Here is a 16098-nt window from a genome sequence, read left to right on the forward strand (position 1 = left end):
CGACGCGACTGAACCCGTGGTGGATCGCGGCCGCCACAACGCTGGTGGCCCGCTCCTATGCCTGCAGGCTCTGCCGCGCGCGTTCCAGCCGAAGCTCACGCATCCAGCGGCCGGGGATCGTGCCGAACTCACGGCGGAACGCCGCGAACAGCGTCCACTCGCTCACGTGCGCGACCGCCGCGAGGTTGGCGATGCTCTCAGCGGCTCGGCATAGTGCTCGCGGCAGTACCCGGCCACGATCCGCGCGGTGCGCACTAGAGCCGGATCACCTGCCGCGCCGAGGCGGTCGGAATCGCGGTGCGGCAGGTCGAGCAGGAGGTGGGCGGTCACGAGCTCCTGGAACTGCGCGGCGCGGAGCGACGAGGAGCGTGTTGCGGTCGTGTCGTCGAGGCAGAGGCTCAGCGCGTCCACGACATGCCGCAGCATCCCGGCCCGCTGCTGATCGAGAACCGACTCGAACACGAGCGAGGACGTCGCGAAGGCCCCCGAGCTTTCGCTTGCGAGAAGCGCCGCGCTCCGCAAGACTCTCCACATACGAGAAGAACAAATCAGATCGTAATAAAACCTTTCCTCTGAAAGTTGGTCTCATGGCCTCATCCCGCCACGCGGCGATCTCGGGCGCCGGCTTCGCCGGGCTCACCGTCGCCACTGCGCTTGCTCAGAAGGGGTGGAGCGTCCGTATCCATGAGCGTTCGCCCGAGCTCCGCGCCGAAGGGGCTGGGATTGTACTCTGGGGCAACAGCCTCCAGGTCCTCGACCTGCTCGGCGCTACCCCCGACCTGGAGTCCCGCGCCATGCACTCCCCCGCCTACGAGACGCGGATGAACAACGTGGTGCAGTCGCAGGAGAGACTCGAGGGCATCCGCTGGATCTCGGTTACGCGCCCCCACCTGTACAGCACGCTGCTCACTGCCGCCCGCGAATCCGGGGTTGAGATCGTCTCCGGGTCGCCGGTCACCGGCGCGACCCCGGACGGTCGCATCAGCTTCGCCGACGGAACGTCAGAGGACGCCGATCTCGTCGTCGGCGCAGACGGTGTCGGCTCCGCGGTCCGCGGTTCGGTTGGCATCCCGCTCAAGCGCGAGCGGTCGCGCGACGGCATCACACGGTTCCTCGTGCCTCGTCACAAGGCCGAGCTGCAGCAGCTCGAACCGGACACCGAGTGGGACAACTACATCGACTTCTGGAACATCGAGCCGCGCGTGCTCCGCGTGCTCTACGTGCCGTGCAACGACGAGGAAGTGTACATCGCCCTGATGGCACCGGCCAGCGACGCGCAGGGCTCGAAGGTACCGATCGACCTCCCACTCTGGACCGAGAACTTCCCGCACCTGGCCCCACTGCTGGAGGAGGCCGCCAAGCTGCACGGCAAGTACTACGGCTACCAGACCACACGGCTCGACCGGTGGACCGAGGGCAGGGTCGCACTCATCGGCGACGCCGCGCACGCGATGTGCCCCGCGCTCGCACAGGGCGCCGGATGCTCCATCCACAACGCCTGGACATTGGCGACCGCGGCGACCGAAGCGCCCGACGACCAGATGGCGGAGGTCCTGCGCGAATGGGAGCGCCTGGAGCGGCCCATCACCGATCGCGCCCAAGACCGCTCGCAGTACTACGCCGACACCCGCCAGATGGCGGAGGGCAACCAGTTCCAAGGCGACGTGGTGGAGACCGCACTGTACAACCCCACGGATCCCCACCGACACGAGGTGAACTCATGAGCATCGACCCCTTTTATCGCGTCCGCGCGATCCACTCCTTCATCTCGGAGACGCTCCACGACCTCGGTCCCGCACCGGAGCAGCCACTGGTCAAGGCAGCCGTGGCGGTCGTCCTGGAGAACCCCTTCGCGGGTCGCTGGGTGAAGGACCTGTCCCCGCTCACCGCGCCGAGCGCGAGCATCGGGACCGAGCTCGGTCGTCGCGCCGCGGCGCTGCTCGGGGGTCGTCCCGTCGAGTCATACGGCAAGGGCGGTCTCGCCGGGCTGAACGGCGAGCAGGAGCATGTCGTCGCCTGCATCACCACCGTCTTCGGTGACGCCCTTCGCGACGCGGTGGGCGGCGGCAAGGCCTGGATCTCCTCCGCCTCGAAGGTCGCCGGCGCCGGATCACAGATCGACATCCCTCTCGCGTACAAGGATGAGGTCTACGTCCGCTCGCACTACGACGCGATGACGATCACGCTCCCCGACGCCCCGCGTCCGGACGAGCTCGTGATCATCGTGGCGGTCGCGAGCGGCGGCCGACCGAACGCCCGTGTGGGCGGGATGACGGCCGCCGAGGCCGCGGGCCGAGACGCGAACTAGTCTCTCGAGGAGCAGGAAAACATGACGTATCAGCACACGCAGTACTTCGAAGACGCCTCGATCGCGAGCGTGCTCGCGGATGTCGCCCGGGCGCACCGGATCCTCGAGCTCGAGGGCCACGGCGACATGTCGATGGGACATCTCTCCTACCGCGACCCGTTCGGGCGCGGACTCTGGCTGAAGCGCGGCAACCTCGCGCTCTCGGAGGTCGAGGACGATGATTTCATCCTCATCGACTTCGACGGCAACGTCCTCGAGGGCACCGGCCTCCGCCACCTCGAGTGGCCGCTACACGCCGAGATCCTCAAGGCCCGGCCGGACGTCAACTTCGTCGGCCATTCGCACGCGCACTTCGCGACGGTGCTCGGCGCCTCCGAGGAGACGCTGAGGCCGTACAACAACCACGGCGTCTGGTTCGCCTACGAGGGCGTCCCCCGCTTCGCCGAGACTAGCCACATCATCACGACGGTGCCGCTCGGAGTGTCCGCCGCGGAGGCGCTCGGACCGGCGCAGGCGCTCCTGCTCGCCAACCACGGCGTGGCCTTCGTCGGCAGCACCGTCGCCGAGGTGACGCTCACGGGGATCTTCCTCGAGAAGGCCGCGCGATTCCAGGTCGACCTCAAGTCGTCGGGCTTCGCGCCGATCGAGCCCGACGCGGAAGAGACGAAGGAGAAGTTCGACCGGATCTACCCCGCCAAGGCCCAGCACAACTTCTGGACCTACTTCAACCGCCGACTCGACCGAGTCGAGGCGCTCCAGGGCATCGGCATCTCGCAGATCAGCCTCCCGCCGGGCGTCTGAATCCCAAACCACCGCACCTCCATCGAAGTCAGCAAGGAGCACGAGTATGAGCAGCATCCTTCCGAAGATCGCCACCGTCGTCGGGTCCGGCACCATGGGTCCCGGTATCGCCGCGACCCTGGCCCGCGCGGGGGTCGTCGTCCGCGTCTACGACATCTCCGACCAGGCCATCGAGAACGCGAAGGCGTCGTACGCGATGGTCAACGGCGTCCTCGAGACCGTCGGGACGCCGAAATCCGACGGCGGCTCCGTGTCGTTCGGCACAGACCTCGCCGAGGCGGTCGCCGACACCGAGCTCGTCATCGAGGCGATCCCCGAGCGGCTCGAACTCAAGAAGACGCTGCTCTCCGAGCTGGAGGACGGCCTCGTCGGCGACGACGTCATCATCGCCTCGAACACGTCCGGCATCCCGATCACGGCGATGAGCGAGGGCATGAGTGTTCCCGGCCGGCTCATCGGCATGCACTGGTCGAACCCGCCGCACCTGATCCCGATGATCGAGGTGATTCCGGGCGAGGCGACCGACCCCGCCCTCGTGGACCGTCTCGTCAGCGTCGTGAAGGCGTTCGACTACGTTCCCGTCGTCGAGAAGGAGACCCCCGGCTTCGTGGAGAACCGCGTCCTCTACGCGATCCTGCGCGAATGCCTCGATCTTCTCGAGAAGGGAATTGTCACACCCGAGGGTCTGGACGCCTGCGTCAAGTGGGGCATCGGCTATAAGCTCTCGGTCGTCGGCCCCACCCGACTCCTCGACATGGCAGGCCTGGACATCTACAAGGCCGTCTCGAGCTACCTCAACGCCGACCTCGCCGACCGCAAGGACACCCCGGCGATGATCGAAGAGAAGATCGCCGCCGGAACGCTCGGGTTCAAGACAGGCGGTGGCATGTACGACTACGACGGCCCGGAAGCGGTCGCCGAGAAGCGCAGGGAGATCATCACCGGACTCGTCGCCGCCCGGAAGACACTCTCGTCCATTCCGAACGTCTGATGAAAGCCCCGATCGGTGTGGAGCCGATCGCGGACGGGCTCTTTCGCACCCGGGGCAACGAGGTCGACCTCGCGTACCGGGTGCGCGGCTCGGGCCCGGCGATCGTGCTGTTGCATGGGACCTCGGCGAACCACGCCGTCTGGGAGCCCGTGGCCGAGTCACTCTCGGCGCACGCCACGGTCATCGCGCTCGACCAGCGCGGACACGGGCGCAGCGACAAGCCGGCGACCGGCTACACCGGCCCGGACTTCGCCGGCGACGTCGTCACCGTGCTCGACGCGCTCGGGATCGAGCGCGCCATCGTCGGCGGGCATTCGCTCGGCGCACGAAACGCCTGGCTCGCCGGCGCGCTCCATCCCGACCGCGTCGCCGCGGTCGTCGCCGTCGACTACACCCCATATGTGGAGGCGACGGTCCTCGACGAACTCGCGGCCCGCGTCGCCGGCGGCCACCGGGCCTTCCCCGACGCAGTCGCCGTCGAGGAGTACATCCGCAGCCGCTACCCCCGCATCCTGCCCGGCGCCGCCCAGCGCCGCGCACGCTGGGGCTACGACCGGGGCGTGGACGGGCAGTGGTGGCCACTCGCCGACCCGGGGGCGATGACGCAGCTCATCGCGGGGTTCCGCACCCAGTGGGACGCGGAATACCGCGCGGTGAGCGCACCGATGACGAGCCTTCGTGGAGTCGACAGCCGCATCGTCAGCGAAGCCGCATGGACGGCGGCGATCGCCGACCGTCCCGACGACCGCTGGTTGGTGGTCGGGGAAGCAGACCACTACATCCCGGAGGAACACCCCGAGCTCGTCACCTCGGAGTTCGAGCGCCTGCTCGCCGACTGAACCGACCAACGAACCACGGAAAGGACGCGCTCATGGCGCTCTTCATCGACAAGCTGACCATCGGAAGCCCCGACATCCCCACCCTCGGGCGCTTCCCGCACGAGTTCACCGCCGACGGCGGCAGTTCGGTGCCGCGTCTGGAGTTCTCGGGCGCGCCTGAGGGCACCGCCGAGTACGCGATCATCTGCCACGATCCGGATGCGCCGCTCCCCCACGGGTTTACCCACTGGGTGGTCTACGGCGTCTCGCCGCAGGCCACGTCGCTCGACCTTGAGGCGCCCGGCGTGCGCGAGGCCCCGAACGGCGCCGGCGCCGCCGCATACTACGGGCCGCAGCCGCCCGTAGGCCACGGCGACCACCACTACTACTTCTGGATCTACGCGCTGAGCCGCACGGTGGATGGCGCGCCGAGCCGCGAGGAGTTCCTGGCGCGGTACGGCGACAGCATCCTCGAGCAGGCCCGGTTCGTCGCGGTCTCTCAGCGCTGATGACGATCACCGACGCGCACTTCCATGTCGGCGACTTCCCGATGTCGGGCGTCCGGCTCGACGAGGCGGGCCTTGCGCCCTACCTCGCCGCGAACGACATCGACACCGCGATGGTCTTCCACGAGGACAACGCCATGGTCCGCCGGGTGGTCGCCGGTATCCCGGGCGCATACCAGCTGTACTGGGCGAACCCGAAGGTGCCCGGCACCGTCGACGAGCTCCGCGAGTACCTGCGGGACCCCAAGGTGCGCGGCGTGAAGCTGCACCCGCTCTTCAACGGCTTCCTGCCGGACGACCCGATCGTCCACCCGATCATCGAGGTGCTGATCGAGCACGACTTGCCCGCGCTTATCCACTGCGGACACCCGATTTTCTCGCTGCCGTGGAGCATCGAGGAGCTCATCGTCCGGTACCCGGAGGCGAAGATCATCCTCGGGCATATGGGTCACGGCAACATCGTCTACATCGATGCCTCAATCGCGATCGCGGGCCGGCATCCCAACGTGTGGCTGGAGACCAGCGGGATGCCGATGAGCCTCAAGATCAAGGAGGCTGTCGAGAAGGTCGGCGCCGACCGCGTGATGTACGGCTCGGACGGGCCGTGGCACGAGCCGAAGGTCGAGCAGCTCAAGGTGAAGCTCGCCGGGCTTGCTCCCGACCATCTCGAGGCGGTCATGAACGGCACCGCCCGGCGCCTCTTCCTGGGCGACTGACCCCGCTCCGGCGGAGCCGACCTCAGGCGGTGAGGCGCGTGCCGGCGAGCGCGAGCACCTCGGCGATGCTCCGCGCCATCGCGACACCCTCCGCACCGGCGAACTGCGGCTCACCGCGGTCGGTGTGAAACGCCCAGCCTTCGGCGCGGCCGACCCCGATGAGGGCGGCGGGGACGACGCCGGTCACGGTCCCGAAGTCCGTCGCGAACGGCAGCGGCGGGATATCCGATCGCACCGGCCGTCCGGCGGCGGTGAGCGCCTCCTGCACCGCGGCAGTGACCCGAGCGTCCGGACGGATCGCCTCGATCGCGTTGCCGCGCTTCCAGACGGCGTTCGGCAGGGCCTGGCGCACCGGTCCGAGGAGATCGTCGATCTCTCCTCTGCCGAGGCGAAGACGAGGAACTGCGCCCGCAGCGAGAGCCCGGATCCCTCCTCCACGTCTCCGTCGAGCACCACCGTCTCGACCATGACCTTCGAGCGATCCAGGCTCTCGAGCAGCGGAGCCAGCCGCCGGAAGGCGGCATACGGAGCGGGTTCGACGTCGTTGCGCAGGGTCCGGTCACCGGCGACGATCGCCGTCTCCCGCCGCATCCACAGCGACTGCGTCCACACCGCGTCGAGGAACTCGGGGTGTACGTAGAGCGCGGCGTCGACGCCCTGCCAGACGCCGCGCGCGGCGGTGAGCGCCTTCCCACTTCCCAGGCGCTGCGTCCCCGCAGCGTGGATCTCGTCGGCCGGAGCGCCGATCACGACAACGGTCCCCGTGATGGAGTCACGCAGGTCGGCGAGCGCCAGCGCCGCGCCCAGGACGCCTGCTGCCTGGGCCGAGTGGCCGCAGGAGTGGGTCGCGACGGTCGTGCCGTCCGAGGTGCGGTGGGCCGGCACCGCGTCGTAGACGGCCAGGAGACCCACGGTGCCGCCCGGACGGCCGGTGTCGAGCTCCGCCCGGAACGCGGTCGGCAGGTCTCCGACGCCGCGTTGAACGCGGTACCCGGCCGCCGCCAGGCGGTCGGCCAGTTCGCGCGAGGTGGCATGCTCCTCGTGCGCGAGCTCCGGGTGTGCGAGCACGAATTCCGAGATCTCCCGGATGTCGCGCTCCCGCGTAACGACGGCGTCGAGGACGGTGCGATCGGGAACGGTGCTCATCGGATCTCCGCAGGTTCGAAGGGTCAGGCGTAGTCGGCGGCGAACGCCTCGGCGATGGCGAGGACGGGGGCGTGCACCGGCCCGGCCGTGATCGAGGGGATCACCGAGGCGTCGACGACGAAGAGTCCGTGCACACCACGGAAGGCGAGGTCCGCAGTCACCGGTGCCGCGTCGTCCGCGCCCATCCGCAGCGTGCCCACCGGGTGATGATGCGTGATCGCGGCGCGGGCGATGAAGGAGTCGACCTCGGCCTCGGTCCGCACGCCCGGCCCGGGCAGCAGCTCCTCGGCACGCCAGCCGTCGAGAGCCTCCGTGGCGCCGATCAGGCGGGCACGCTCGAGCGCGAGCCGGAACATGGCCCGGTCGTGCTCGGTGTCGAGATAGTTCGGGTTGATGATCGGGGCGTCGTCGATCGAGGGGCCGCTGATGCGGATCTCGCCCCTGCTCGTCGGGTTCGTCACGCCGAACAGGAGCGCGAATCCCTCCCCCGGCCCGACGCCAGGGGAGAACGACTCGGAGTAGCTCAATCCGACCACGCAGCCCACCACGACGTCGGCGGCACCCGCGGTCTCACCGATGCCCTTCGCCGACTGGTAGGTCATCGACTCCGACAGGTTGAGCCGGCTCGGCGGCACGGGCCTCGCTGCGCGGTAGAGGTTGCCGGCGCCGAGGACGTGGTCGTGCAGGTTCTTCCCCACTCCGCGTGACTCGACGACGGTCTCGACGCCAGCCGCGGACAGCACGTCCGGGTCGCCGACGCCGGAGCGCATGAGGAGCAGCGGATCCGCGATCGAGCCGGCGGCCAGGATCACGGTGCCCGCCGCGATTTGCATCGGCTGCCCGTCGGCGAGCACCTCGGCGCCGGTGACCCGGCCGCCCGACACCAGGAGACGCTGGACGACCACCCCGGTCAGCACCGCCAGGTTCGGCCGGTCGGCGACGGGATCGAGGTAGGCGTCCGCCACAGTCATCCGCTCGCCGTTGCGGATGGTCAGCGAGTTCGGGGTCGCCCCCAGCATCTCGCCGCCGTTGTGGTCCGCGATCCGCGGGATCCCGAGGGACACCGCACCGCGGAGATAGTCCTGCACCAGCGGGCTCACCAGGTCGGGACCCGGCAGCAGCACCGACAGCGGGCCGTCCGCCCCGTGCACCGCGTCCGCCCCGCCGGAGAAGGACTCCATCGAGCGAAAGCGCGGCAGGAGGGCGTCCCAGGACCAGCGCTCATCGCCGGTGGCGGCGACCCAGCGCTCGTAGTCCGCCCGGCAGCCGCGCATGTGCGCGTTCGCGTGCAGCAGGCTCGAGCCGCCCAGCCCCCGGCCGCGCGCCCAGCTCAACCGCCGACCGGCGAGACCACGCTGCGGCATGGTCAGGTAGTCCCAGTCGTAGTCCCTGTGCTGGATGAGCGGCCAGAGCTCCGGCCGTCGCATGTCCGGGTCGGTGACGCGGCCGCCGGCCTCCAGCACCAGCACCCGCCGTGTGGGGTCCGCGCTGAGCCGATTCGCGAGGACGCACCCCGCGGAGCCTGCGCCGACGATGAGGACGTCCGGATTCGCGGTGGTCATGCGTCTCCGATCGGTAGCAGTGGCAGCGCGGCGGACGGCCGGCGTCAGTTGCGGGTGTGGCCGCCGTCGACGACGAGCAGCTGCCCGGTCACCCAGTGCGCCTTCTCCGATGCGAGGAACGCCACGGCCGGCGCCACGTCGGCGGGCACGCCGCGACGGCTGAACGCCTGCATCGGCACCACGTAATCGAAGCCCTCGCCGTGGCCGGTCGTGAACACGCCCTCACTCGCGATGATCCCGGGGGCGACGGCATTGATGTTGATGCCGTACTTGCCGATCTCCCCCGCCACGGCACGCGTGAAGCCCACGACGGCACCCTTCGTGGCGACATAGTCGGCGCAGTTCGGGGTGCCGGCGACGAACGTGTTGGAGGCGATGTTCACGATGCGGCCGTACTCGTTCGGCTTCATTGCCTCCACAGCGGCCTTCGTCATGTTGAACAGGCCCTCGCCGTTGACGGAGAAGGTGCGGCGCCATTGCTCGATGGTGAGATCGTCGAACGGGGTGAACGGGACGAGTCCCGCGTTATTGACGAGGATGTCGAGTCGACCGAACTCGGAGACCACCTCGGCGACCACAGCGTTCGCCTGCTTCGGATCGGACACGTCGAGCAGTTTCGCAACTCCCCCGATCTCCTCAGCCACGGTGGTAGCGCCGCCGAGATTGATGTCGGTGACGACGACCTTGACGCCGTCCGCGGCGAGTTCCTTGGCGATGGCCGCGCCGATGCCCTGGCCGGCTCCGGTAACGATGGCGACGCGTTCAGTCATGCTGTTTCCTTCTGTTCGGTTCAGATCCATGAGGCCCGAGCGACGGTCGGTCACCGCCGAGGTCAATGTCCGCCGTAGTAAGCGGGCGCAAGCTTCCAGCCGAGGTAGGGCTCGAGCTCGTGGGAGGGGTAGATATCGGCCTTCTTGACGCGGCCCAGGTAGTTGAGTCGGCGGATGGCCTCGACCGACTTCGCGGGATCGAGGTGGAACCCGGCGATCCACTCCTTCTCGAGCGTGGTGCGGGTGTACGCGGCGTCGCCGCAGAAAAGCATGTTCCGGTCGTGCTCGAGCTCGACGAGCATCGAATAGTGCCCGATGGTGTGGCCCGGCGTCTCGATGAGGGTCACACCCGGGACGATCTCGTAGTCCCCGGATATCGGCTTGTAGGTGGCACCCGGTAAGTCGAAGGACAGGTCGGAGTAGCCGAGCCGCTCGAACGGCTCGGGGTACTTCGCCTGACGGAGCTCGGCCTTGTGGACGAGGTGCGTCGCCTCCGTCAGGTACTTGTTGCCGCCGACGTGGTCGAAGTGAAAGTGGGAGTTGACGACGATGTCGACGTCCTCCGGCTTGAAACCCACCTTTGCAAGCTGCGCGGGGATCGTCTGCTCGGGGGTCTGCTCCGGGAGTTCGAAGGGCAGCACCTTCTGGACGTGCTCGAGGTCGTAGCCGGTGTCGTAGAGGATGAGGCCGTCGGTGTGCTCGACGAGCACCGAGTACACCGGGAACCGCACCGGGTTTCCGGCGTTGATGTGCCAATGGACGTCGGACTCGTCGATGACGAGCGTGCCGCCGTCCAGCAGGTAGACCTTCGGATCCGCCATCATCTGCTCCTCGTTTTCTTACATGATTCTGAGTTGCGAGCACACTATGAGAATTATGGACCTTCGGTCAATGCTCGGATCGCGCATCTGAGATCACTCGGCGGCCCGGACCGCCGGAGCGTCGCCGAACTCGGGCTCGTAGTCGTAGTGCACCCACCGGTAGCAGTGGTCGAGCATCGGCTGCTGCGCGAAGTCGCCGATGCAGTTGGTGTCCTGGTAGCGGGCGGTGCCGTCCTCCTGGTGCCAGTGGACGCGGCAGATAACCTTCCACGTGGTGTCGTTCCCGACCTCGCTCGCGGCGATCAGATGCTCGCTCGGTGGCCAGCACTCCGTCCAGTCCGCGAGCTGCGGATCGATCGTGGAGGTGCGCGGTGCGACGTCGGCGAGCTGTGCGAGAGCGTCGGCATCCTGTTGCGGCAGGGGCGGTGTCGGCTCCGCTGATGGCTGGGTCTGGGGCGTCGCCGCCGGAGGAGCTGTCGGGCCAGGACTCGAGGCCGGGACGGCGCCCGTCGATGCGCAGCCGGCAAGCGCGATAAACGGGAGTACGATCGCCGCCGCGGCGAGGCGACGAAGTGGACCGTTCATATGCTCTCTCCTCAGGCGTCGGCGTCAGCATGGCGCGCACGTGTTTCGCGACGGTAACACCTTTGTTCTGATCGTTGACCTACCGACGTTCTTCTCATACTGTGCCGGTATCGGCGCACATTGTGAGAAATCCCGAAGCACAGGCTGCGGCGGCCCCCATCCCTGAGAGGACTTCCAGGCAATGTACAAAGCAGCTCACAGCGGCCTCGCTCGCCGCGCGGCCAAGGGCGCCGGCGCGCTCCTGGCCGGATCCGCACTCATCATCGGCCTCGCAGCCTGCTCGTCGCAGGCCGGGGGCGGCTCCTCCGACGGCGGCAGCGATGGCGCTGGCGCCGAGGTCACGAAGGTCGCCTTCGTCGCCCCCGAGAATGAGACGGACCTCGGCTGGAACCAGGTCGGCCTCGCGAACTCGAAGGCCGCGGCCGACGAGCTCGGGCTCGACTACGTCGCGGTTCCCGACGCGGGCTGGGACAACATCGAGACCGTGCTCGGCCAGGTCATCGACGACGACGGCGCCGACTTCGTAATCGCCCACGCCTCCGGCTACGGCGTCCCGGCGCAGACCGTCTCCGGCCAGACTGGTGTTCCGGTCCTCGCCCAGGACTCCGGCCTCGAGCCGGTGCCCGGTCAGCTCGCCCAAGCGCTCGTGGAGGGCCAACAGGGCGGCTACATCGCCGGCATCGCCGCGGCGATGAGCACGCAGGCTAAGACGGTCGCCGTCGTGATCTCGGCCGATGACGTCAACTGGCTCGACATGGCCGCCGGGTTCGCCCAGGGCGTCTACTCCGTCGACCCAGCTATCAACGTGCTTTTCGGCCAGATCAGCGCAAGCGGCTACGCCGACTCCGCCGGCGGCAAGGCCGCGGTCGAGACCGTGATCGCGGGCGGCGCCGACGTCGTCTTTGGCATGGGCGACGGCGCGACCCTCGGCTACCTCCAGGCGATCGACGCGCACCCCGGTGTGAAGTACATCGCGGACATCGGCGACGTCACGTCCGCGCTGAAGGACCCGAGCGTGCTGCTCACCTCCGTCATCTGGGATTACACGCCCACCTACGAGCAGGCCATCAAGGACGTGGAGGCGGGCACCTTCGGCACCAAGGACTACGTCCTGACCGTCGGCAACGGCGGCCTGTACCTCCAGGAAACCGACGGCCTCACCGACGAGATCAAGGCCGCGGTGAAGTCCGCGACCGACGCGATCGAGGCCGGAGACATCACACCGAAGGGAGCCAAAGACTCCGCCGAGGTGAAGGAGGTCATCGCCTCCAAGAAGGCCGAGTGACACCGGATCCGACAGCCGTCCCGGTACCCAGGAAGACCTGGGCACCGGGACGGCATCCCTCCGCCGACGGACACCGTCCGCGGAGACGACTGAGGAGCAGATCGTATTGAGCAGCATCGCCGCTGCGCCGGGAGTGATCTCCCTGCGCGAGATCACCAAAGCCTTCCCCGGGGTGGTGGCGAACGACCGCATCTCCCTCGACATCGTCGGCGGCCAGGTCCACTGCCTTCTCGGTGAGAACGGTGCAGGCAAGTCAACCCTCATCAGCATCCTCGCCGGGATGCAGCAGCCCGACTCCGGCACCATCGAGGTCGACGGCGTGCCGACCCCCATCAACTCCCCCAAGGCGGCCGTTGACCTCGGCATCGGCGTCGTGCACCAGCACTCCACCCTCGTTCCGGCGTTCACGGTCCTCGAGAACCTGATGCTCGGCGAGACGGGCCTGCTGCGCAGCGAGAAGCGTGCCCAAGCCCGCCTCGAGGAGCTCTCCGAACTGCTCGGCGCCCGCATCGATCCAACCGCCCTCGCCGGTAACCTCGGCCTGGGCCAGCAGCAGCAGGTCGAGATCGCCAAGGCGATGTGGAAGGGCAGCCGTCTGCTCATCCTGGACGAGCCGACCTCGATGCTCACGCCGCAGGCGATCGACAAGCTCGCCGAGTCGGTCGCCCAGATCCGGGCGCAGGGGCTCGCCGTGGTGTTCATCACCCACAAGCTCCGCGAGGCGTACCAAATGGGCGACTGCGTCACCATCCTCCGCGGCGGCAAGAACGTCGGCCACATCGGCGTCGACGAGCTCGCCTCCTTCACCGAGGCGCGGGCGCAGCGGGCGATCCTTGCTGCCATGTTCGGCGACGACGTCGCAAACCCCGACGCCGCCGATCTTGCCGGCGCCACCGAGGCCCGCCGCGAGGTCGACGACCTCGCGCCCGGCGAGAGGCGGATCCGGCTCGAGCTCAGCGAGGTCGCCACGCGCGGCCACGCCCACGACGTCGATATCCGGGACGTCTCCCTCCGCGTCCGCGAGGGCGAGATCCTCGGCGTCGCGGGCATCGACGGCCACGGTCAGGCCGCACTTGCCGAGGTCGTCGCCGGGCAGCGGCCGGCCGCGGAGGGCACCATCCGCTTCGACGGCGAAGACGTGACCCGCCGCGGCGTAGCCGGACGGCAGCAGCTCGGCCTCCGCTACGTCACCGATGACCGGCTGCACGAGGGCACCGTCGCCAGCATGTCCGTCGCCATGAACCTTGTGCTCAAGCGAATCGGCCAACCGCCCTTCTGGAGGTTCGGTCAGATCAACCGCAAGGCGGTCGATGCTGAGGCGGATCGGCTCATCGGCGAGTACGCGATCAAGACCCCGTCCTCCGCAACCCGCGCCGGCACGCTCTCCGGCGGCAACATTCAGAAGATCCTGCTCGCACGCGAGCTCACCGACGGCGCCCGGTTCGTCGTCGTCAACAAGCCCACCTACGGGCTCGACCTGAAGACCGTGCAGCTGGTTCGACAGATCCTCACGCACTTCGCCGCCGGCGGCGGCAGCGTGCTGCTGCTCTCGACGGACCTCGACGAGCTCGTCGAGCTCTCACACCGCATCGCCGTGATCTCAGACGGCGAGATCGTCGGCACCGTGGCGAACGACGGTCGCGGCACCGCGGAACGGGTCGGACAGCTGATGACCGGAGCGATCGAGGGGGCGACGCACGCATGATCGACGAAGTACCGCGCTGGCGCCGGGCCACCGACGCGCTCGTGCGCTCCATCCTGCCTGTTCTGCTGGCACTCGTCGTCGCCGGGCTGATCATGGCCGCGATCGGCAGCAACCCGCTCGACTTCTACGCGGGCGTCTGGAAGTACGGGCTCACCGGCAACAACTGGCAGGACAGCCTGCGGCTCATGGCGCCGTTGATGATCATCGCGCTCGGCCTCATCGTCTCGTTCCGCGGCCAACTGTGGAACCTCGGCTACAACGGCACGTTCCTGCTCGGCTCGGTCGTCACCGCCGGCTTCGGCCCGGCTCTGTTCCCGATCTTGCCGGGCTGGCTCGTGACCATCATCCTCATCGTGGGCGCAATGGTCATCGGCGCGATCTGGTCGATCGTCCCCGCGGTGCTGAAGGCCCGGTTCGGGACGAACGAGATCATCACCTCGCTCGTCATGTCGTTCATCGCCATCGGCGTCGTGAATCTGCTCATCAAGGGGCCGATGCACGACACCAACCCCAGCGTGACGGCGCCGCAGACGGCGACGATCGGGCGAGAGGACCTACTCCCGTTCCTCAGCGGGACGCGGGTGCACGTCGGCATCATCGTCGCCATCCTGCTCGCGGTGGTCGCCCAGTTCGTGGTGAGCCGCACCTCGTTCGGCGTGCGCCTCGACGTCTTCGGGGCGAGCCCGAAGGCCGCGCAACACGTCGGTATCAACCAGAGCGGGATGATCATCCTGCTGTTCTGCCTTTCCGGTGCCCTCATCGCCCTCGCCGGCTCGATCGACGTCCTCGGAAATGTGACCTATCAGCGTGCGAACTGGAACCCGGGGTACGGCGACGCCGTGATGCCCTTCGTCTTCCTCGCGCGGCTAAGTCCGCTGGCAGCGATCCCCCTCGTGGGCTTCTATTCGGTCTTCGCGAACGGCGGCATCAACGCAGCGCGCAGCGTGGGACTCAACTCCGACTTCCTCCTCGTCGTCGTGGGCCTCATCCTCGTGTTCATGACGCTCACCGAATACGTCGGTGAGAAGCGCCGACTCGGGCAGAGCTACCTGCCGGCCGGGATGAAGCAGTCGGCGATGTCGCTGTTCGGGCTGCGCGCGGCCACCGCCACGACAACTCACGGGAAGGTGACCGCATGAGCCTGCTGTCAGCAAGCGTGCTCGCCGCGTTTCTCACCGCGATCATCCTGCAGACGATGCCGCTCATTCTGGCGGCGGTCGGCGAGACCATTGGCGAGCAGTCGGGCGTGCTCAACCTGGGCATCGAGGGCGTCATGTTGGTCGGCGCCTACAGTGGGTTCGTCGTCGCCGTCGTGACCGGCAGCCCGTGGCTCGGCATACTCGGCGGCATCGGCGGCGGCGTGGTGGCGAACCTCCTGCTGCTCGTGCTGAACGTGTGGCTCGGCCTGAACCAGATCGTCATCGGTCTGGCGATCACCGTGATCGGCGAGGGCATCACGAGTGTGCTGTACCTCCAGAACTACGGCAAGTCGCCGAAGAGCCTCGCCGGCGACGCCTGGGCGATCCCCGGCCTCTCCGACCTGCCCGTCGTGGGGCCGTCGTTCTTCCGCCAGTCGGGCATCTTCTGGGTACTGCTGGTCGCCCTGGTGGTCGTCGCGTTCCTGCTCTCTAAGACCAACTGGGGGCTGTCGATCCGGGCAGCGGGACAGAAGCCGGCCTCACTCGACGCCGCCGGGGGCAACGTGGTGCGGACCCGGGCGTCGGCGGTGCTGCTCAACGGCGCCTTCGTCGGCTGCGGCGGCGCGTTCCTGTCGATACTCACCACCGGCACGTTCACTGCGTTCATGACCGGCGGGCTCGGCTTCGTCGCGATCGTCATCACGATGCTCTCGCGGGGCAAGGTGACCTGGATCGTGCTCACGTCGATGGTGTACGGGGTCGCCGTCGCGATCAAGAACCCGCTGCAGCTCATCGGCGTGAGCGTTCCCGCCGACGTCTTCCAGATGCTCCCCTTCATCGTCGTGATGCTGACGCTCATCATCTTCGCCCGCAGCTCGATGGTGCCCCCCGCACTGGGAAGCCCGTACACCCGCGGCGCGCGTTGACGCGCGCCTCCACAGCCAG

19 protein-coding genes are annotated in these 16098 nt (G+C 68.4%); 11 read left to right on the plus strand and 8 right to left on the minus strand.

Annotation, left to right across the window (positions count from 1 at the left end; all coding sequences use genetic code 11):
- Positions 1-55: 55 nt before the first annotated feature.
- Both AC4FS2_RS09970 and AC4FS2_RS09975 read right to left on the minus strand, forming a co-directional pair.
- On the minus strand, positions 56-166 hold the full coding sequence (locus AC4FS2_RS09970) for a helix-turn-helix domain-containing protein (RefSeq protein ID WP_491151679.1): 111 nt from the start codon (positions 164-166) through the stop codon (positions 56-58).
- On the minus strand, positions 163-534 hold the full coding sequence (locus AC4FS2_RS09975; protein WP_491151677.1) for a hypothetical protein: 372 nt from the start codon (positions 532-534) through the stop codon (positions 163-165). Before AC4FS2_RS09975 ends, AC4FS2_RS09970 begins: the two co-directional genes overlap by 4 nt.
- Before the next feature lie 53 nt (positions 535-587).
- Here AC4FS2_RS09975 and AC4FS2_RS09980 point away from each other — a divergent pair, with 53 nt between their 5' ends.
- The 7 genes from AC4FS2_RS09980 to AC4FS2_RS10010 are packed head-to-tail and all read left to right on the plus strand — an operon-like array spanning position 588 to position 6140.
- On the plus strand, positions 588-1724 hold the full coding sequence (locus AC4FS2_RS09980; RefSeq protein ID WP_491151675.1) for an FAD-dependent oxidoreductase: 1137 nt from the start codon (positions 588-590) through the stop codon (positions 1722-1724).
- Positions 1721-2308 (plus strand): amino acid synthesis family protein, encoded by a 588-nt coding sequence (locus AC4FS2_RS09985; RefSeq protein ID WP_491151673.1) that lies wholly within the window; start codon positions 1721-1723, stop codon positions 2306-2308. The genes AC4FS2_RS09980 and AC4FS2_RS09985 overlap by 4 nt, the downstream gene beginning before the upstream one ends.
- A 21-nt stretch (positions 2309-2329) precedes the next feature.
- Complete coding sequence (locus AC4FS2_RS09990) at positions 2330-3109, plus strand: class II aldolase/adducin family protein (RefSeq protein ID WP_491151671.1); 780 nt, start codon at positions 2330-2332, stop codon at positions 3107-3109.
- 46 nt (positions 3110-3155) lie between these two features.
- Complete coding sequence (locus AC4FS2_RS09995) at positions 3156-4100, plus strand: 3-hydroxyacyl-CoA dehydrogenase NAD-binding domain-containing protein (RefSeq protein ID WP_491151669.1); 945 nt, start codon at positions 3156-3158, stop codon at positions 4098-4100.
- Positions 4100-4939 (plus strand): alpha/beta fold hydrolase, encoded by an 840-nt coding sequence (locus tag AC4FS2_RS10000; RefSeq protein WP_491151667.1) that lies wholly within the window; start codon positions 4100-4102, stop codon positions 4937-4939. The genes AC4FS2_RS09995 and AC4FS2_RS10000 overlap by 1 nt, the downstream gene beginning before the upstream one ends.
- A gap of 32 nt (positions 4940-4971) precedes the next feature.
- On the plus strand, positions 4972-5427 hold the full coding sequence (locus AC4FS2_RS10005; protein WP_491151665.1) for a YbhB/YbcL family Raf kinase inhibitor-like protein: 456 nt from the start codon (positions 4972-4974) through the stop codon (positions 5425-5427).
- The gene (locus tag AC4FS2_RS10010) at positions 5427-6140 is read left to right on the plus strand and encodes an amidohydrolase family protein (RefSeq protein WP_491151663.1); all 714 of its coding nucleotides are present in this window, start codon (positions 5427-5429) and stop codon (positions 6138-6140) included. The genes AC4FS2_RS10005 and AC4FS2_RS10010 overlap by 1 nt, the downstream gene beginning before the upstream one ends.
- A gap of 22 nt (positions 6141-6162) precedes the next feature.
- Here the strand turns inward: AC4FS2_RS10010 and AC4FS2_RS10015 are convergent, their stop codons facing one another.
- From AC4FS2_RS10015 to AC4FS2_RS10040, 6 genes are all read right to left on the minus strand, one after another.
- The gene (locus AC4FS2_RS10015; protein ID WP_491151661.1) at positions 6163-6327 is read right to left on the minus strand and encodes a hypothetical protein; all 165 of its coding nucleotides are present in this window, start codon (positions 6325-6327) and stop codon (positions 6163-6165) included.
- On the minus strand, positions 6324-7286 hold the full coding sequence (locus AC4FS2_RS10020) for a M20/M25/M40 family metallo-hydrolase (protein ID WP_491151659.1): 963 nt from the start codon (positions 7284-7286) through the stop codon (positions 6324-6326). The genes AC4FS2_RS10015 and AC4FS2_RS10020 overlap by 4 nt, the downstream gene beginning before the upstream one ends.
- 23 nt (positions 7287-7309) lie before the next feature.
- Positions 7310-8848 carry a GMC family oxidoreductase gene (locus AC4FS2_RS10025; RefSeq protein WP_491151657.1) on the minus strand — a complete coding sequence of 513 codons (1539 nt, stop codon included), beginning with the start codon at positions 8846-8848 and terminating at the stop codon, positions 7310-7312.
- Between the two features lie 44 nt (positions 8849-8892).
- Complete coding sequence (gene pldH / locus AC4FS2_RS10030) at positions 8893-9618, minus strand: pyridoxal 4-dehydrogenase, SDR-type (RefSeq protein ID WP_491151655.1); 726 nt, start codon at positions 9616-9618, stop codon at positions 8893-8895.
- Positions 9619-9680: 62 nt separating this feature from the next.
- Positions 9681-10439, minus strand: a complete 759-nt coding sequence (gene pldA, locus AC4FS2_RS10035) for a 4-pyridoxolactonase (protein WP_491151653.1) — start codon at positions 10437-10439, stop codon at positions 9681-9683.
- 93 nt (positions 10440-10532) lie between these two features.
- Positions 10533-11024 carry a hypothetical protein gene (locus AC4FS2_RS10040; RefSeq protein WP_491151651.1) on the minus strand — a complete coding sequence of 164 codons (492 nt, stop codon included), beginning with the start codon at positions 11022-11024 and terminating at the stop codon, positions 10533-10535.
- Between the two features lie 181 nt (positions 11025-11205).
- Here AC4FS2_RS10040 and AC4FS2_RS10045 point away from each other — a divergent pair, with 181 nt between their 5' ends.
- From AC4FS2_RS10045 to AC4FS2_RS10060, 4 genes are all read left to right on the plus strand, one after another.
- Positions 11206-12309: a putative B6 ABC transporter substrate-binding protein gene (locus AC4FS2_RS10045; RefSeq protein ID WP_491151649.1), complete on the plus strand. Its 1104-nt coding sequence runs from the start codon at positions 11206-11208 to the stop codon at positions 12307-12309.
- Between the two features lie 106 nt (positions 12310-12415).
- The gene (locus AC4FS2_RS10050; protein WP_491151647.1) at positions 12416-14014 is read left to right on the plus strand and encodes a putative B6 ABC transporter ATP-binding protein; all 1599 of its coding nucleotides are present in this window, start codon (positions 12416-12418) and stop codon (positions 14012-14014) included.
- On the plus strand, positions 14011-15153 hold the full coding sequence (locus AC4FS2_RS10055; RefSeq protein ID WP_491151645.1) for a putative B6 ABC transporter permease subunit 2: 1143 nt from the start codon (positions 14011-14013) through the stop codon (positions 15151-15153). Before AC4FS2_RS10050 ends, AC4FS2_RS10055 begins: the two co-directional genes overlap by 4 nt.
- Entirely contained in the window at positions 15150-16079 is a 930-nt protein-coding gene (locus tag AC4FS2_RS10060; RefSeq protein WP_491151643.1) for an ABC transporter permease, read from the plus strand. Before AC4FS2_RS10055 ends, AC4FS2_RS10060 begins: the two co-directional genes overlap by 4 nt.
- Positions 16080-16098: the final 19 nt, after the last annotated feature.

The sequence above is a fragment of the Microbacterium sp. Z10_103 genome (genome assembly GCF_058310455.1).

Excerpts from the sequence above, each read along its gene's own strand:
- AC4FS2_RS10000 (WP_491151667.1), top strand. The coding sequence starts at position 4,100 with ATGAAAGCCCCGATCGGTGTGGAGCCGATCGCGGACGGGCTCTTTCGC.
- AC4FS2_RS09980 (WP_491151675.1), top strand. The coding sequence starts at position 588 with ATGGCCTCATCCCGCCACGCGGCGATCTCGGGCGCCGGCTTCGCCGGG.
- AC4FS2_RS10045 (WP_491151649.1), top strand. The coding sequence starts at position 11,206 with ATGTACAAAGCAGCTCACAGCGGCCTCGCTCGCCGCGCGGCCAAGGGC.
- AC4FS2_RS10025 (WP_491151657.1), bottom strand. The coding sequence starts at position 8,848 with ATGACCACCGCGAATCCGGACGTCCTCATCGTCGGCGCAGGCTCCGCG.
- pldA (WP_491151653.1), bottom strand. The coding sequence starts at position 10,439 with ATGGCGGATCCGAAGGTCTACCTGCTGGACGGCGGCACGCTCGTCATC.
- AC4FS2_RS10055 (WP_491151645.1), top strand. The coding sequence starts at position 14,011 with ATGATCGACGAAGTACCGCGCTGGCGCCGGGCCACCGACGCGCTCGTG.
- AC4FS2_RS09975 (WP_491151677.1), bottom strand. The coding sequence starts at position 534 with ATGTGGAGAGTCTTGCGGAGCGCGGCGCTTCTCGCAAGCGAAAGCTCG.
- AC4FS2_RS10010 (WP_491151663.1), top strand. The coding sequence starts at position 5,427 with ATGACGATCACCGACGCGCACTTCCATGTCGGCGACTTCCCGATGTCG.
- AC4FS2_RS10060 (WP_491151643.1), top strand. The coding sequence starts at position 15,150 with ATGAGCCTGCTGTCAGCAAGCGTGCTCGCCGCGTTTCTCACCGCGATC.
- AC4FS2_RS10020 (WP_491151659.1), bottom strand. The coding sequence starts at position 7,286 with ATGAGCACCGTTCCCGATCGCACCGTCCTCGACGCCGTCGTTACGCGG.
- AC4FS2_RS10005 (WP_491151665.1), top strand. The coding sequence starts at position 4,972 with ATGGCGCTCTTCATCGACAAGCTGACCATCGGAAGCCCCGACATCCCC.
- AC4FS2_RS09990 (WP_491151671.1), top strand. The coding sequence starts at position 2,330 with ATGACGTATCAGCACACGCAGTACTTCGAAGACGCCTCGATCGCGAGC.
- AC4FS2_RS10040 (WP_491151651.1), bottom strand. The coding sequence starts at position 11,024 with ATGAACGGTCCACTTCGTCGCCTCGCCGCGGCGGCGATCGTACTCCCG.
- AC4FS2_RS09985 (WP_491151673.1), top strand. The coding sequence starts at position 1,721 with ATGAGCATCGACCCCTTTTATCGCGTCCGCGCGATCCACTCCTTCATC.
- AC4FS2_RS09995 (WP_491151669.1), top strand. The coding sequence starts at position 3,156 with ATGAGCAGCATCCTTCCGAAGATCGCCACCGTCGTCGGGTCCGGCACC.
- pldH (WP_491151655.1), bottom strand. The coding sequence starts at position 9,618 with ATGACTGAACGCGTCGCCATCGTTACCGGAGCCGGCCAGGGCATCGGC.